General features: G+C 65.1%; 16 protein-coding genes. 15 read left to right on the forward strand and 1 reads right to left on the reverse strand.

Features of this window, described 5'->3' with window-relative positions:
* The first annotated feature begins 87 nt into the window (after positions 1-87).
* Both nudC and folE read left to right on the forward strand, forming a co-directional pair.
* On the forward strand, positions 88-939 hold the full coding sequence (nudC, locus tag ACY65G_RS19565; protein ID WP_464998960.1) for an NAD(+) diphosphatase: 852 nt from the start codon (positions 88-90) through the stop codon (positions 937-939).
* A gap of 56 nt (positions 940-995) precedes the next feature.
* Positions 996-1,559 (forward strand): GTP cyclohydrolase I FolE, encoded by a 564-nt coding sequence (gene folE / locus ACY65G_RS19570; RefSeq protein WP_130187147.1) that lies wholly within the window; start codon positions 996-998, stop codon positions 1,557-1,559.
* Positions 1,560-1,714: 155 nt separating this feature from the next.
* Here the strand turns inward: folE and ACY65G_RS19575 are convergent, their stop codons facing one another.
* Positions 1,715-2,122 carry a hypothetical protein gene (locus ACY65G_RS19575; protein ID WP_464998961.1) on the reverse strand — a complete coding sequence of 136 codons (408 nt, stop codon included), beginning with the start codon at positions 2,120-2,122 and terminating at the stop codon, positions 1,715-1,717.
* A 120-nt stretch (positions 2,123-2,242) separates the two neighbouring features.
* Here ACY65G_RS19575 and ACY65G_RS19580 point away from each other — a divergent pair, with 120 nt between their 5' ends.
* The 13 genes from ACY65G_RS19580 (at position 2,243) to ACY65G_RS19640 (ending at position 15,463) form a co-directional block, all read left to right on the forward strand.
* Positions 2,243-5,725: a response regulator gene (locus ACY65G_RS19580; RefSeq protein ID WP_464998962.1), complete on the forward strand. Its 3,483-nt coding sequence runs from the start codon at positions 2,243-2,245 to the stop codon at positions 5,723-5,725.
* A 1-nt stretch (position 5,726) separates the two neighbouring features.
* On the forward strand, positions 5,727-6,569 hold the full coding sequence (locus tag ACY65G_RS19585) for a CheR family methyltransferase (RefSeq protein ID WP_464998963.1): 843 nt from the start codon (positions 5,727-5,729) through the stop codon (positions 6,567-6,569).
* A complete protein-coding gene (locus ACY65G_RS19590) occupies positions 6,569-7,177 on the forward strand; it encodes a chemotaxis protein CheB (RefSeq protein ID WP_464998964.1) in 609 nt (202 codons plus the stop codon). Before ACY65G_RS19585 ends, ACY65G_RS19590 begins: the two co-directional genes overlap by 1 nt.
* Positions 7,174-8,409 (forward strand): hybrid sensor histidine kinase/response regulator, encoded by a 1,236-nt coding sequence (locus ACY65G_RS19595; RefSeq protein ID WP_464998965.1) that lies wholly within the window; start codon positions 7,174-7,176, stop codon positions 8,407-8,409. The genes ACY65G_RS19590 and ACY65G_RS19595 overlap by 4 nt, the downstream gene beginning before the upstream one ends.
* Positions 8,410-8,472: 63 nt before the next feature.
* Positions 8,473-8,934 (forward strand): DUF2244 domain-containing protein, encoded by a 462-nt coding sequence (locus ACY65G_RS19600; protein WP_464998966.1) that lies wholly within the window; start codon positions 8,473-8,475, stop codon positions 8,932-8,934.
* A gap of 237 nt (positions 8,935-9,171) precedes the next feature.
* Positions 9,172-9,672, forward strand: coding sequence for a (2Fe-2S)-binding protein (locus ACY65G_RS19605; RefSeq protein ID WP_464998967.1), 501 nt, complete (start codon positions 9,172-9,174; stop codon positions 9,670-9,672).
* Positions 9,669-11,831, forward strand: coding sequence for a xanthine dehydrogenase family protein molybdopterin-binding subunit (locus tag ACY65G_RS19610; RefSeq protein ID WP_464998968.1), 2,163 nt, complete (start codon positions 9,669-9,671; stop codon positions 11,829-11,831). The genes ACY65G_RS19605 and ACY65G_RS19610 overlap by 4 nt, the downstream gene beginning before the upstream one ends.
* A gap of 4 nt (positions 11,832-11,835) precedes the next feature.
* Entirely contained in the window at positions 11,836-12,324 is a 489-nt protein-coding gene (soxX, locus tag ACY65G_RS19615; RefSeq protein ID WP_464998969.1) for a sulfur oxidation c-type cytochrome SoxX, read from the forward strand.
* Positions 12,321-12,782, forward strand: coding sequence for a SoxY-related AACIE arm protein (locus ACY65G_RS19620; protein WP_464998970.1), 462 nt, complete (start codon positions 12,321-12,323; stop codon positions 12,780-12,782). The genes soxX and ACY65G_RS19620 overlap by 4 nt, the downstream gene beginning before the upstream one ends.
* The gene (gene soxZ / locus ACY65G_RS19625; RefSeq protein WP_464998971.1) at positions 12,782-13,105 is read left to right on the forward strand and encodes a thiosulfate oxidation carrier complex protein SoxZ; all 324 of its coding nucleotides are present in this window, start codon (positions 12,782-12,784) and stop codon (positions 13,103-13,105) included. Before ACY65G_RS19620 ends, soxZ begins: the two co-directional genes overlap by 1 nt.
* Positions 13,102-13,884, forward strand: coding sequence for a sulfur oxidation c-type cytochrome SoxA (gene soxA, locus ACY65G_RS19630; protein WP_464998972.1), 783 nt, complete (start codon positions 13,102-13,104; stop codon positions 13,882-13,884). The genes soxZ and soxA overlap by 4 nt, the downstream gene beginning before the upstream one ends.
* Positions 13,881-14,210 (forward strand): c-type cytochrome, encoded by a 330-nt coding sequence (locus ACY65G_RS19635; RefSeq protein ID WP_464998973.1) that lies wholly within the window; start codon positions 13,881-13,883, stop codon positions 14,208-14,210. The genes soxA and ACY65G_RS19635 overlap by 4 nt, the downstream gene beginning before the upstream one ends.
* Positions 14,207-15,463 carry an FCSD flavin-binding domain-containing protein gene (locus tag ACY65G_RS19640; protein WP_464998974.1) on the forward strand — a complete coding sequence of 419 codons (1,257 nt, stop codon included), beginning with the start codon at positions 14,207-14,209 and terminating at the stop codon, positions 15,461-15,463. Before ACY65G_RS19635 ends, ACY65G_RS19640 begins: the two co-directional genes overlap by 4 nt.
* The last annotated feature ends 42 nt before the right edge of the window (positions 15,464-15,505 follow it).

The raw sequence follows: 15,505 nt of genomic DNA on the forward strand, positions 1-15,505 counted from the left end.
TGTAGCCTTTAAGTAACTGTGACAACCAATCAACGCGTACCCGCCGAACTCGGTAAGATGGGGCACCCGAAGCACAACGATACCGCCATGCTCCAGACGCCATCCGCTTTTGTTCCATTGATCGACACCCCACGCAGTGATGCGAAGCCGGCCCAGCCGCCGCTCACGTTTGTCTTCCATCGTGGCAAGCTCCTGTTGCGCGGTACCGGCCTGGATGGCGCGGAACGGGCGCTGCCCGCCGGTCTCGCCGGGCTGGACATCCCGCCGGAACGGCTGCACCCGGTCGGCACCTGGCACGGCCGCTATTGCCGTGCCGCGTGGGTCGACGACGATGCGCTGCCCGACGACAGCCATGCATGGCACAACCTGCGCGCGCTGTTCGGCATTGCCGACGACGGCTTCCTCGGCCTGGCGGGACGGGCCAGCCAGATCGCCGAATGGGCACGCACGCACCGTTATTGCGGCGTGTGCGCAACGCCGATGGCACGCGCCACCGGCGAGCGCGCCTACAAATGCGCGGCATGCGGCTTCACCGCGTATCCGCAGATCTGCCCGGCGATGATGGTGTTGATCCGCAAGGGCGACCAGGTGCTGCTGGCACTGCATACGAACACGCCGGTGCGGCGCTATACGGCGCTGGCCGGTTTCCTGGAAGCGGGCGAATCGATCGAGGAAGCGATCCACCGCGAGGTGTACGAGGAAGTGGGCCTGCGCGTGCATAACCTGCAGTACTTCAAGAGCCAGTCGTGGCCCTTCCCGAATTCGCTGATGATCGCCTTCACCGCCGAGTACCTGGATGGCGAGATCCGTGTCGATCCGGCCGAGATCGAGGATGCGCGCTGGTTCGGGCCGGACGACGACTGGCCGGAGTCGCCGCACGCCGTGTCGATCGCCAGCGCGCTGCTGGCGGCGCATCGTCCGGGGCGCGGTGGCCGGTGAAAGGTCACTATTTTATGTATACTGGCGGATACCCTTTCATTTGAGCAGCATTCATCATGTCTAAAGACGCATTTTCCGATCACGACTGGCGCCGTTTCCTGACCTCGCTGGGGGAAGACCCGGATCGCCCGGGCCTGGCGGAAACCCCGCACCGCGTGGCCAAGGCCTGGAAGCACTGGACGTCCGGCTATGACCAGGATCCGGTCGAGCTGCTGAAGGCGTTCGAGGATGGCGCGGAGGAGTACAACGAGCTGATCGTCGTGCGCAATATCCCTGTGTACAGCCACTGCGAACACCACCTTGCGCCGTTCTTCGGCAAGGCCACTGTCGGTTACGTGCCGAATGGCAAGATCGTCGGCCTGTCGAAGCTGACCCGCCTGGTCGACTGCTTCTCCAAGCGCCTGCAGGTGCAGGAACGCATGACGGTGCAGATCGCCAATACGCTGATGGAAGTGCTGGAACCGAAGGCCGTGGGCGTTGTCGTGAAATGCCGGCACATGTGCATGGAAAGCCGCGGCATCCGCACGCCAGGCGAGGAAACGATCACGTCGGCCATGCTGGGCGAACTGCAGCCGAACCTGGCGCTGCGCACCGAGTTCCTGGCGCTGGCCCGGGACTGAAACCGCGAGCTCCGGCTGTTCAAAAAACGTTGCCGAAAAAATGGGGACGTACCCCATTTTTTCGGCAACGTTGCTCAAGAAATACTTGATCTCGGTGCTGGGTAAGGTGAAATTTTCTGGCGAATGGGGTCGCCATACCGCCCCATTTTCGACAACTATTTTTCGCCGGTTTCGGTGAAAGTGATCTCATCGATTTCCGCCTTGAAATCGCCTACCTTCGTTCCCGTGGCCGGCCCCTCCGTGGAAACGAGTGAACACGTTTGCGTTTCCACGTGCCACACCTGGCTACCGGCGCGCAGCGCCCACTGGTTGTCGCCTTCGCTGAACAGTTCCATGGTCGTGTCTTCCAGCGGCAGTTCGGCCAGGTCGATGCGCCGCTGGCAATCGGGCAGGCGGGTGGCCATCAGCACGAAGCGACCTTGCTCGCTCCAGAAATAGTCTTGCTGGCGCCGCACGGTCAATGTGTGTTCCTGGGTGCTGTCCGCATAGTAAGTGGCGGAATCGTTGTAGCAGCCGGCCAGAAGGACGGGCAGCAGCAGGGTCGGCAGTATCAGCTTGCGCATCTTGATTTGTCCTGGCGGTGGGTGTCTGGCCGATTATAGCGATGCACGCACAATTGCCCAACCTGGCAGCATTCGTTGCACTTAGGATAAACTTGTCCTTTTCCCGTCCAGTTCGCGCATATGCCTCACACCCGCATCGACGACCAGAGTTTCCGCCGCATTCTGTTCCGTAACATCACGCTGCCGCTGGCCGCGGGCATCGTTAGCGCGGCCGTCTTCATTGCCGTATTTGCCTACCTGCTGAATGCGCTGACCCTGGTCGAGCATTCCGAGCGGGTGGTCGGAAATGCCCAGGAAATGCGCAAGCTGGCTGTGGACATGGAAACCGGCATGCGCGGCTACCTGCTGACCGGCGAGGAATCGTTCCTGGCACCCTACAAGCTGGCCCGGCCCAAGTTCGACACCGCATTGCGGACGCTGACCGAACTGGTGGCTGACAACCCCACCCAGGTCGACCTGCTGCGCAATATTCGCGCCCAGCAGACGCAATGGGAGCGGGCGGCGCAGGAAATGATCGATCTGCGCAAGAACGGCGGCGACTACCTGTCCACGGTGCGGGCGCAGCGCGGCAAGATCGAATTCGACGAATTACGGTCCTTGTTCATCGCCTTCATCTCCGCCGAGGAGCGGCTGCGCATGGACCGCAACCGCGATGCCAAGAGCGTCACCTACATCACGGTGGTGGGCTTCCTTACCGTCAGCCTCGTGCTCAGCGGTTTCCTGGCCTGGTTCGGCCGCAAGGAGCTGATGCGCCTGTCCGAGGCCTATAACGAAGCCCTGTCGGAGCAGGGCAAGCATGCCGAGCGTGTGCAGCGGCAATCGTGGATGCGCTCGGGCCAGAGCCAGATGGCGGAGCAGGGCATCGGCCAGCTCTCGACCCAGGCCCTGTCGACGACACTGCTGCATTTCCTGGCGCGCTACCTCGATGTCGTGGTGGGCGCGATGTATGTGCGCGAATCGGACGGCCTGATGCGCCGCACCGCCGCCTTCGGCTTCTCGGCCGAGGATGAAGAACGGGGTCGCCTGCTGGCACCCGACGAAGGCGTGGTGGGCCAGGCCGCGATGATGCGCCGCCTGATCCACCTGGAAAACCTGCCGCCCGACTACCTGAAACTGTCGTCGGCGCTGGGCAGCGCCACGCCCACGCAGGTGCTGGTGCTGCCGGTGGCCAGCGATGGCCGCGTCAACGGCGTGATCGAGCTGGGCTTCCTGCACCCCGTGGGCGAGAAGGAAACGGAATTCCTGAACCTGGTGGCGGACAATATCGGTACCGCGATCGAAGCCACGCTGGCGCGCCAGCGCATGCAGGAGCTGCTGGTGGAAACGCAGCAGCTGAACGAGGAACTGCAGGTGCAGCAGGAAGAGCTGCGCACGGCGAACGAGGAGCTGGAAGAGCAGTCGCGCGTGCTGGAGGAATCGCAGGCCAGCCTGGAAAACCAGAAGGCGGAGCTGGAACAGACCAACGAGCAGCTGGCCGAGCAGGCCCTGGCGCTGGACCAGAAAAACACGGCGCTGAACGATGCCCAGTCCCAGCTGGAAGAGCGGGCGCGCGACCTGGAGCGCGCCAGCCAGTACAAATCGCAGTTCCTGGCCAATATGTCGCACGAGCTGCGCACGCCGCTGAACAGCTCGCTGATCCTGGCCAAGCTGCTGTCCGACAATACACAGGGCAACCTGAACGAGGAACAGGTGCGCTTCGCGCAAACGATCTACTCGGCCGGCAACGACCTGCTGAACCTGATCAACGACATCCTCGACATCTCCAAGGTGGAGGCCGGCAAGCTGGAGCTGAACCCGGAAGAGCTGCGCCTGCAGCAGGTGATGGAAGGCCTGCGCCGCACGTTCGAACCGCTGGCCCGCCAGAAGGGGCTGGATTTCGTGCTGGCGCTGGCGCCGGGCCTGCCGGACACCGTGTATACGGATTGCCAGCGACTGGAACAGATCCTGAAGAACCTGCTGTCCAACGCCCTGAAGTTCACCGATGAGGGAGCGGTGACGCTGCGCGTGGAACCGGGATCGAACGGCCAGGTGTGCTTCGCGGTGACAGATACCGGCATCGGCATCCGCGCCGACCAGCACGAGGCCATCTTCGGCGCCTTCCAGCAGGCCGATGGCACCACCAGCCGCAAGTACGGCGGCACGGGCCTGGGCCTGTCGATCTCGCGCGACCTGGCCATGCTGCTGGGCGGCACGATCACGCTGCACAGCACGGTGGGCCAGGGCAGCACATTCACGCTGACCTTGCCGATGCAATGGTCGGCGGCGCCACACCGCGTGGAATCGTCGCTGGCGCCGGCGCCGGCGCCAGCCCCGGTACCCGTGCCGGCCACGCCTGCCGCCGTATCGTTCGCCACCGCGCCGGCGCCCGCGCCCGTGCAGCGCCCGTTCGATGACGACCGTGAAAAGCCGGCGCCGCCCGAGCGCACCGTGCTCGTGATCGAGGACGAACCGGCGTTCGCGCATATCCTGTACGACCTGGCACACGAAATGGATTACCGTTGCCTGGTCGCGTTCGCAGCGGACGAAGGCTTGCAGATGGCCGAGAAGTACCAGCCGACGGCGATCCTGCTGGACATCCGCCTGCCCGACCGCTCCGGCCTCTCCGTGCTGCAGCTGCTGAAGGATAATCCGCGCACCCGCCACATCCCGGTGCACGTGGTATCGGCGTCGGACGCGGGCGAGGCGGCGCTGCACATGGGCGCGGTGGGCTTCGCGCTGAAGCCGGCCTCGCGCGAGGACCTGCAGGAAGTATTCGCCCGCCTGGAGCAGAAGTTCACGCAGAAGATCAAGCGCATCCTGCTGGTGGAGGACGACGCGCGCCAGCGCGACAGCGTGGTGCAGCTGATCTCGGACGAGGATATCGAGATCGAGGCGGTGGCCTCGGGCGGAGAAGCGCTGGCCCTGCTGCGCACCAATGTCTTCGACTGCATGATCATCGACCTGAAGCTGCCGGACATGCAGGGCAACGAACTGCTGCAGCGCATGTCGCACGAGGAGATCGCCTCGTTCCCGCCGGTGATCGTGTACACGGGCCGCAACCTCACGCGCGCCGAGGAAGCGGATCTGCACAAGTATTCGCGCTCGATCATCATCAAGGGCGCCCGCTCGCCGGAGCGCCTGCTCGACGAGGTGACGCTGTTCCTGCACAAGGTGGAATCGGAACTGTCGTCCGAACGGCAGACGATGCTCAAGACGGTGCGTTCGCGCGACCGCGTGTTCGAAGGCCGCCGCATCCTGCTGGTGGACGACGACGTGCGCAACATCTTCGCGCTCACTTCGGCGCTGGAGCAGAAGGGCGCCATCGTGGAGATCGGCCGCAATGGCTTCGAGGCCCTGGACAAGCTGGAACAGGTGCAGGATATCGACCTGGTGCTGATGGACGTGATGATGCCGGGCATGGACGGCCTGGAAGCCACGCGCCGCATCCGTGCCGACGGCCGCTGGAACCGGCTGCCGATCATCGCCATCACCGCCAAGGCGATGAAGGATGACCAGGAGCAGTGCATTGCGGCGGGCGCCAACGATTACCTGGCCAAGCCGATCGACCTGTCGCGCCTGTACTCGCTGCTGCGGGTATGGATGCCGGCCCTGGACCGTATCTGAGATGACGACGATGCAGCCAATCCGCGCCCAGCACAGCGATACCGACATCGAGCTGAAAATGCTGATGGAGGCGATCTACCTGAAGTACAGCTACGACTTCCGCGACTACACCGGCGCTTCGCAGAAGCGCCGTGTGCTGCATGCGATGAAGGAAATGAGCTGCGAGACGATCTCGCAGCTGCAATCGCGCGTGCTGCACGAGCCGGCCGCGTTTTCCGAACTGCTGCAATACCTGACGATTCCCGTCACCGAGATGTTCCGCGACCCGACCTACTACGCGGCGCTGCGCGAGCACGTGATGCCCGTCCTGTCCACCTACCCGTCGCTGAAGATCTGGGTGGCCGGCTGCAGCACCGGCGAGGAAGTGTATTCGCTGGCCATCCTGCTCAAGGAGGAAGGGCTGCTCGAACGCAGTATCATCTACGCAACCGACATCAACCCGCAGTCGCTGGAAAAGGCCAAGAAAGGTGTTTTCCCGCTGGATAACATGCGGGCGTACACGGAAAACTACCAGGCCGCGGGCGGCCGTTGCGCCTTCTCGGACTACTACACGGCGGCGTACAATGCCGCTTTGTTCGACCGCTCGCTGGCCGAGAACGTGACGTTCGCGGATCACAGCCTGGCCACCGATGCGGTGTTCGCGGAAACGCAGTTCATCAGTTGCCGCAACGTGATGATCTATTTTAAAAAGAAGCTGCAGGAGCGTGCGCTGGGCTTGTTCCACGAGTCGCTGTGCCATCGTGGCTTCCTGGGCCTGGGCAGCAAGGAGAGCATCGACTTCTCGCCCTATGGTCCTCTGTTCGAACCGATCGTCAAGCGCGAGCGGCTGTTCAGGAAACTGTAATGGATGACGCTACCCTCGCATCGGCACTGGCGGGACGCCGCATCTCGGCGATCGTCATCGGCGCTTCCGCCGGTGGCGTGAATGCGCTGATCGAGATTTTGCCGGGCTTGCCGCGCGGATTCCCGTACCCGGTGCTGACGGTGCTGCATGTGATGCGCGCGCGCCAGAACCAGCTGGTGGAAGTGTTCAGCCAGCGCCTCGCCTTGCAGGTGGAGGAAGCGGTGGACAAAGGAGCACCTGTGGCCGGCACGCTGTACTTCGCGCCGGCCGATTACCACCTGTCGATCGAGGCCGATCGCGTGTTTTCGCTGAGCCTCGAACCGCCCGTGCATTTTGCCCGGCCGGCGATCGACATCACGATGGAAACGGCGGCCGACGTGTACGGCCCCGAACTGGTAGGCATCCTGCTCACCGGCGCCAACCACGATGGCGCGGCGGGGCTGGCCGCGATCGGCGAGGCTGGCGGCCTGACGGTGGTGCAGGACCCGGCGGAAGCGCAAGTGAGCGTGATGCCGAATGAAGCGATCCGGCTGCGCGCGCCGGACCTGGTGCTGCCGCTGCGGGACATCCGCAGGTTGCTGCAACTGTCGATGGAGAATTTGCAATGAATAATGTGCCCAACAAGGAATGCAGCCTGGGATTGACGAACGGCGCACCTGGACACCCCGTCGGCAACGTGACGAAGCTGTTGATTGTCGACGACCTGCCGGAAAACCTGCGCGCGCTGAACGCCATCATCCGGGCGGACAACCGCGCCGTGTACCAGGCATCGTCCGGCGAGGAAGCGCTGACGCTGCTGCTCGAGCACGATTTCGCGCTGGCGATCCTGGACGTGCAGATGCCGGGCATGGATGGTTTCGAGCTGGCCGAACTGATGCGCGGCACGGACAAGACGCGCCATATTCCGATCGTGTTCGTGAGCGCGGCCGGCAAGGAACTGAACTACGCGTTCAAGGGCTATGAAACGGGCGCGGTCGACTTCCTCTACAAGCCGCTCGATCCCGACGCGGTGCGCAGCAAGGTCAATGTGTTCGTCGACCTGCATTGCCAGCGCATGGAGATCCGCCGCCGGGTGGAAGAGCAGCACGCCATGATGAACGAGCTGCGCGCTGCCCAGGAAGAACTGCGCTATGCGCTGCGCGTGCGCGACGAGTTCATGTCGATGGTGGCGCACGAGTTGAGAACGCCGCTGAACACCCTGTTCCTGGGCACGCAGATGCGCAAGATGCAGCTCGAGCGCGGCAACCTCGAAGCGTTCGGCAAGCCGGCGCTGGAAAAGATGGTGGAGGGCGATGGCCGCCAGATCCAGGCCATGATCCGGCTGATCGACGACATGATGGACGTGTCGCGCATCCGCAGCGGCGTGCTGTCGATCCGGCCCGCCTGGACCGAATTGCAAGCCATGCTGCGCCGCCTGACGGACGACCTGTCGCGACAGGCGCAGGATGCCGGCACCACCTTCGAACTCGAGGCGCCCGATACCGTGAGCGGCTGGTGGGATGAGTTCCGCATCGAGCAGGTGATCGTCAACCTGCTGACCAATGCGCTGCGCTATGGCGGCGGCAAGCCGGTGCGCATCCGCCTGACGGCCACCGACACCGAGGCGCGGGTGGACGTGATCGACCAGGGCCCCGGCATCGACGAAGCCATGCAGGCACGCATTTTCCTGCCCTACGAGCGGGTGGCCGGCAATGGCGTGCCATCCGGACTGGGCCTGGGGCTGTACATCTCGCGCCAGCTGGCCGAGGCGCACCGGGGAACGCTGGCGGTGGCCAGCCGGCAGGGCGAAGGTTCCGTGTTCACGCTGGCGCTGCCGCGCGAGGCACAGCCGGCGATCTGATTTTCCGATCCGTGCTTGCCGGTTTCGCTGCCTTTCGTACAATGCATGGAAGGAGGGCGCACCGTGAAACGCGATTGGCCCATCGATGGCGGCAGGCGGGAATGGCTGGTGCGGCGCAACTGTTCGCTGACACCACGGCAAACCACGGCCGCATGGGCGGCGCTGCTCGCGGTATCGCTGGCCGTGGGCGTGTTCTTCACCTGGCAAGGCGCCTGGTACGTGCTGGTATTTTCCGCACTGGAAATGGGCGCCGTGACGGTGGCCTTCGTCGTCTACAGCCGGCATGCCACCGATTGCGACCGCATCGTCTATGAGCCCGGCACGCTGTCCGTCGAAAAGGTGCGTGGCGGCCGCACCTCCACCATCTCGCTCGATCCCACCTGGCTGCGCATCGTGCCCCCGCAACGGCGGCGCGACCCGATCCTGCTCATCGCACGCGGTATCACTGTCGACGTCGGCACCTGGCTGCCCGAAGAACCCCGCCGCGCACTGGCACGAGAGTTGCGCAAGGAACTCTCCCAATAGCTGACGGCAAAACTGGGGACGTACCCTGGTTTCCAGGAAATCTTGCCTGAAACCAGGCGGTTCGGCGATCCGGTACGTCCCCAGTTTCTCCGACGCGCCTAGTTGCGGTCACTCACCGTGTGACAAAACCTTCTGTAAAAAAATTGATACATGTCCAAAGTTGCTGGGACGAATATAGAAAGGTATAAAACAAGTAATCAATTGCGCTACGCACCCAACCTCTTCAGGAGACCAGGCATGAAGCTGAACGTGAACGGACAGGTCCGCGAATTCGACGCGGAAGACGATACCCCGCTGCTATGGGTGCTGCGCGAACAGCTGGGCCTGACCGGCACCAAGTACGGCTGCGGCATCGCCCAGTGCGGCGCCTGCACCGTGCACATCGATGGCGAGGCGATGCGCAGCTGCGTGCGGCCCGTGTCCACGGTGACCGAACAGATGAAGATCGTGACGATCGAGGGCCTGTCCCCGGATGGCTCGCATCCGGTACAAAAAGCCTGGACGGCACTGGACGTGCCCCAATGCGGCTTTTGCCAGAGCGGCATGATCATGGCGGCCACCGCGCTGCTGAAGGAAAAACCGAAACCCACCGATGCCGACATCGACATGGCGATGACGAACATCTGCCGTTGCGGCACCTACAACCGCGTGCGCAAGGCGATCCACGTGGTGGCGCGCGGCGGCGATCCGAAGAGCGCCGGCCTGGCCATCGAACACCGCGAAGGGAGCAAGGCATGAGCGCCGCCGTCTCTCCATCGCGCCGCCGCTTCCTCGGCCAGTCCGCCGGCCTCGTCGTCGCCTTCCACATTCCGTTCGCCACGCAGGCGCAGTCTGCCCCATCGCCCGAGGTGAATGCCTGGGTCGTGGTGAAGCCGGACGATACGATCGTCATCCGCATCGCACGTTCCGAGATGGGGCAGGGTACCCTGACGGGCCTGGCCCAACTGGTGGCGGAAGAACTGGACGCGGACTGGAGCAAGGTCACCACCGAATACCCGACGCCGGGCACGAACCTGGCCCGCAAGCGCGTGTGGGGCAGTTTTTCCACCGGCGGCAGCAACGGCGTGCGCGGCTCGCATGAGTACGTGCGCAAGGGCGGCGCCGCCGCGCGGATGATGCTGGTGCAGGCTGCGGCCACGCAGTGGGGCGTGCCGGCAACGGAATGCCGCGCCGCGAACAGCGTGATCACGCACGTGCCGAGCGGGCGCACCGTCACGTATGGCAAGGTGGCCGATGCGGCCGGCAAGCTGGAAGCGCCGCAGGACATCGTGGTGAAGGATCCGAAGGCGTGGAAGATCGCCGGCAAGCGGCTGGCGCGGCTGGATACCGTCGACAAGACCACCGGCAAGCAAATCTACGGCATGGACCTCGCCATGCCCGGCATGCTGAACGCGGCGATCAAGGATTGCCCGGTATTCGGCGGCAAAGTGAAGAGCTTCAATGCCGAGGCGATCAAGGACAAGCCGGGCGTGAAGAAGGTGCTGCAGGTCGGGGATTCCGCCGTGGCCGTGGTGGCCGATACGTGGTGGCGCGCCAAGACCGCGCTCGATGCGCTGCCGATCGAATGGGACAAGGGCCCGAACGCGAGCCTGTCCAGCAAGGATGTGGCGGCAACCTTGAAGGCAGGGCTGGATGCGCCGGAAGCGGCGGTCGGCAACGCGAATGGCGACGCGAAGGCTGCGCTTGCAGGGGCCGCGCGCCGCATCGAAGCCGTGTATTCGTATCCGCACCAGAACCATGCGACGATGGAAACGATGAACGCCACCGCGCGCTGGACGCCGGAGCGCTGCGAGGTCTGGACGCCCACGCAGAACGGCGAGGCGGCGCTGGCCGCCGCATCGGAAGCGGCCGGCCTGCCGCAGGACAAGTGCGACGTCTATAAAATCCACCTGGGCGGCGGCTTCGGGCGCCGCGGTGCCGTGCACGACTGGGTGCGCCAGACGGTGCAGATCGCAAAGGAAATGCCGGGCACGCCGGTAAAACTGATCTGGACCCGCGAGGAAGACATGCTGCACGGCCGTTATCACCCGGTCACGCAGTGCAAACTGTCGGCGGGGCTGGACAAGGCGGGCAACCTGACGGCGCTGCACATGCGCATCTCGGGCCAGTCGATCGTGGCATCGCTCTTCCCCGGCAATATCAAGAACGGCAAGGATGGCGCCGTGTTCCAGGGCCTGAACGCGCCGGGCACGGATGCGTCGATCGGCTACACGGTGCCGAACCTGCTGGTGGACCACGCGATGCGCAATCCGCCCGTGCCGCCGGGTTTCTGGCGCGGCGTGAACCTGAACCAGAATGCCATCTACCTGGAATGCTTCCTCGACGAGATCGCGCACGCCACGAAGCAGGACCCGCTGGCGCTGCGCCGCAAGCTGATGAAGGACAGCCCGAAGCACCTGGCCGTGCTGGACGCGGTGGCCGCGCGGATCGGCTGGAACAAGAAGCCAAAGAAAGGCGTCTTCCGTGGCCTGGCACAAACGCATGGCTTCGGCAGCTACGTGGCCGCCTGCGCCGAAGTTTCGGTGGACAAGGAAGGCAAGCTGAAGATCCACCGCATCGTGGCCGCCACCGACCCGGGCCATGCCGTGAACCCGCAGCAGATCGAGGCGCAGGTGGAAGGTTCGTTCGTCTACGGCCTGTCCGCCGCGCTGTACGGCGAATGCACGGTCAAGGACGGGCAGATGGAGCAATCCAACTTCGACACCTACCAGGTCATGAAGCTGGACGAGATGCCGGCCGTGGAGACGATCATCATTCCGTCCGGCGGGTTCTGGGGCGGCGTGGGCGAGCCGACGATCGCCGTGGCGGCACCTGCCGTGCTGAACGCGATTTTCGCCGCTACCGGCAAGCGGATCCGGGACCTGCCGCTGAAGAACCATAGCCTGAAGAAGGCGTAGCAACATGCCGCAGGGGACAGACCCCGTCATCCCGCGGCGTTGGCCTTTGCCGCGGGCGCTGGCATGGGGCGGTACGGCGATCCGGCTGTCCCCGGTATTGTTGGCGTGCGCGTCTTCTTTCGCCATTGCCGACGGTATCCCGGCTCCTCTCCCCGGCGCCACCACCGGCGACCCCCAGCGCGGCCGCGCCATCGTGGCCGACCGCCACGTGGGCCTGTGCCTGCTGTGCCACTCGGCCCCGATCACCGAGGAGCGCTTCCAGGGCGACCTGGCACCGAGCCTGGCCGGCGCCGGCGCGCGCTGGACAGTTCCGCAACTGCGCCTGCGCATCGCCGACTCTTCCCGCCTGAACCCGGCCACGATCATGCCGTCGTACTATCGCACCGAAGGGTTGACGCGCGTGGCGCCCGCCCATGCGGGCAAGACGATCCTGAGCGCCCAGCAGATCGAGGATGTCGTAGCCTACCTTGTCACGCTGAAGGATGCGCCATGAGACCATCGAAGCCGAACCGCCACCGCCGCCACCTGCTTGCCGCCGGCACGCTGCTGGCGCTCGTGCGCCCGGCCGCCGCCACGCCGCAGCAGATGGCGTCCGCGATCTCGGCCTATACCGGCAACCGTCTGCCGCAAACAGGCCGGATAAAATTCGAGATCGCCCAACTGATCGACAACGGCAATGCGGTGCCCGTGACGATCCGCGTCGAGAGTCCCTTGACGAAAGAAGACCACGTGACCGGCATCGCCATCTTCAACGAGAAGAATCCGGAAACCGACGTGGTGCGGTTCACGCTGGGCCCGCGCGCGGGCAAGGCGGAGGTATCGACCCGCATCCGTCTTGCCACGTCGCAAAAGCTGGTGGCCGTGGCGAAGATGAGCGATGGCAGCTGCTGGCAGCAGGCAGTCGACGTGATCGTCACGCTGGCCGCCTGCATCGAAGGGGAGGCCATGTAATGGCGCGGGCCCTGATCCACATGCCGAAAACCGCCAGGGCGGGCGAAGTGATCGAGATCCGCGCGCTGATCGCCCATCCGATGGAATCCGGCTACCGCCCCGGTGCCGATGGCAAGGCCGTACCGCAGGACATCATCCGCCAGTTCACGTGCAAGTACGATGGCGAACAGGTGTTTGCCGCCGAGCTGCACCCGGCGATTTCCGCCAATCCGTACATCGCATTTTTCACGGTGGCGACGAATACCGGCACGCTGGAATTCTCCTGGTCCGGCGACAGCGGATTTACGCAGACCGAGCGCATGGCGCTTGCTGTCACGTCATGAGAATGCTGCCTGCCGCGCTGGCGTTGGTGGCCCTGGCCGCATCGGCACAGGCATCGACACAGGCATCGACACAAGCATCGGCAGAAGACGTGCGCAAGTCCGGCGCCGACTTCATGGGCGAATCCACGCGCGCGATGCAGCGCGACGATACGCAAAATCCAGGGATGCTATGGGTAGCGAACGGGGAGGCTGCCTGGAATACGGGGGCGAAAAAAAGCTGCGCCGCGTGCCACGGCGACGCAACGAAGAGCATGCGTGGCGTGGCGGCACGCTTTCCGGCATTCGACAAGGGCACCGGCAAGGTGATCACGCTGGGCCAGCGCATCGAGCAGTGCCGCACCGGCAAGCAGGGCATGCCGCCCTCGAAGCCGGATGCCGATGAGGTGCTGGCGCTGCAGTCGTATATCGCGCTGCAGTCGCGCGGCATGCCCGTCGCGCCGCCGCGCGATGCCGGCACGCGGGCGGCGGCCGACCGGGGCAGGAAACTGTTCGGCCAGCGCATCGGGCAACTGAATATGTCCTGCGCGCAGTGCCACGACGCCAACTGGGGCCGCAAGCTGGCCGGCGCCACGATCCCGCAGGGACATGCCAACGCCTACCCGATCTACCGGCTGGAATGGCAAGGCATGGGCAGCCTGCAGCGGCGCCTGCGCAACTGCATGACCGGCGTGCGGGCCGCCGTGCCGCCGCCCGATGCACAGGAACTCGTCGATCTCGAAGCGTGGCTGGCATTGCGGGCCGAAGGCATGACAATGGAATCTCCGGGAGTTCGACCATGAAGTTCATGATGCTGGCGACGTTGATACTGGTGCCGGCGCTGGTGTGCGCACCGGCGTTTGCCGCCGAGCCGGTGAGCGCCGGCGAGCGGCTGGCCGCCACGTGCACCGCCTGCCACGGCACGCGCGGTAATACCAGCGGCACGGCGCTGCCGCCGCTGGCCGGGCAACCGAAGGAAACGCTGCTGGCCAGCCTGAAGGCATTCAAGGACGGCAGCCGGCCGGCCACGATCATGACCCAGCTCGCCAAGGGATATACGGACGAGCAGCTCGAGCAGGTTGCCGCCTGGTTCGCCGCGCAGCAGGGAGAAAAGGGAGAAAAGCCATGAAGCGCCGCGACCTGTTGCAGGCGGCCGGCGCGGCAATGGTGCTGGCCGGCTGCGCTAGTGTTGCGCCGCGCGCGAAGGCGCACGTGGTCGTCATCGGCGGCGGCTACGGCGGCGCCGCTGCGGCACGCTACGTGCGGCTGTGGAGTGCGGGTGAAGTGGACGTGACACTGGTGGAACCGAATCCGGCCTTCATCTCGTGCCCGCTGTCGAACCTGGTGCTGGGTGGTTCGCGCCGCATCGGCGACCTGACGCATGGCTACGATGCGCTGGGCACCCGGCATGGCATCCGCATCGTGCGGGATAGCGCCACCGCCATCGATACCGACAAGCGCATGGTGGTGCTGGCAGGCGGCGACCGGTTGACGTATGACCGGCTGATCGTTTCGCCCGGCATCGAATTCCTGTTCAACGAATTGCCGGGCATGGCGGCCGACGGGCCGATCCTGCATGCCTGGAAAGCCGGTGCGCAGACCGTGGCGCTGCGCGCGCAGCTGGAAGCGATGCCGGATGGCGGCGTGTATGCGCTGACAGTGCCGCCGGCGCCCTACCGCTGCCCGCCCGGACCATACGAACGGGCATGCCAGGTGGCGCACTACTTCAGCCGCCACAAGCCTCGCTCGAAGGTGCTGCTGCTCGACGCGAACGAGGACGTGGTGTCGAAAGGGCCGCTGTTCAAGCGCATCTGGAAAGAGCGGTATGGCGGGATCGTCGAATACCGGCCCGGCTACCGGACGGTGGAAATCGATGCGGCCGGCCGCACAGCGGTGTCGGAGCTCGGTGAAAAGGTGAAGGCCGATGTGCTGAACGCGATCCCGCCGCACCGCGCCGGCGCGATCGCATCCGCTGCCGGCCTCGCCAACGTCAACGGGCGCTGGTGCGAGGTCGACTTCATCACGTTCGAATCGAAGCGGGCACCGTACGTGCACGTGATCGGCGACGCGATCCAGACCGCGCCGCTGATGCCCAAGTCCGCCCACATGGCAAACCAGCATGCCAAGATATGCGCCGCCGCCGTGGTCGACCTGCTCGCGGACCGCGCGCCGAATACGGCGCCGGTGCTGACCAACACCTGCTACAGCTTCGTGTCGGACCGGGAGGTGATCCATGTCGCATCGGTCCATGCGTGGGATGCGGCCAGGAAGACCCTGCTCGTGGTGCCGGGTTCGGGCGGGCTGTCGAAGGAAGCGAACGCGCTCGAAGGGGAGTATGCGCTGAGCTGGGCCGCGAATATCTGGGCCGATACATTAGGCTAAGACCCGGGGGGGACCGGCGGCAGGTGTGGTGTGCCTTGGGTA

It is taken from the genome of Pseudoduganella sp. jia 12 (assembly GCF_055502675.1).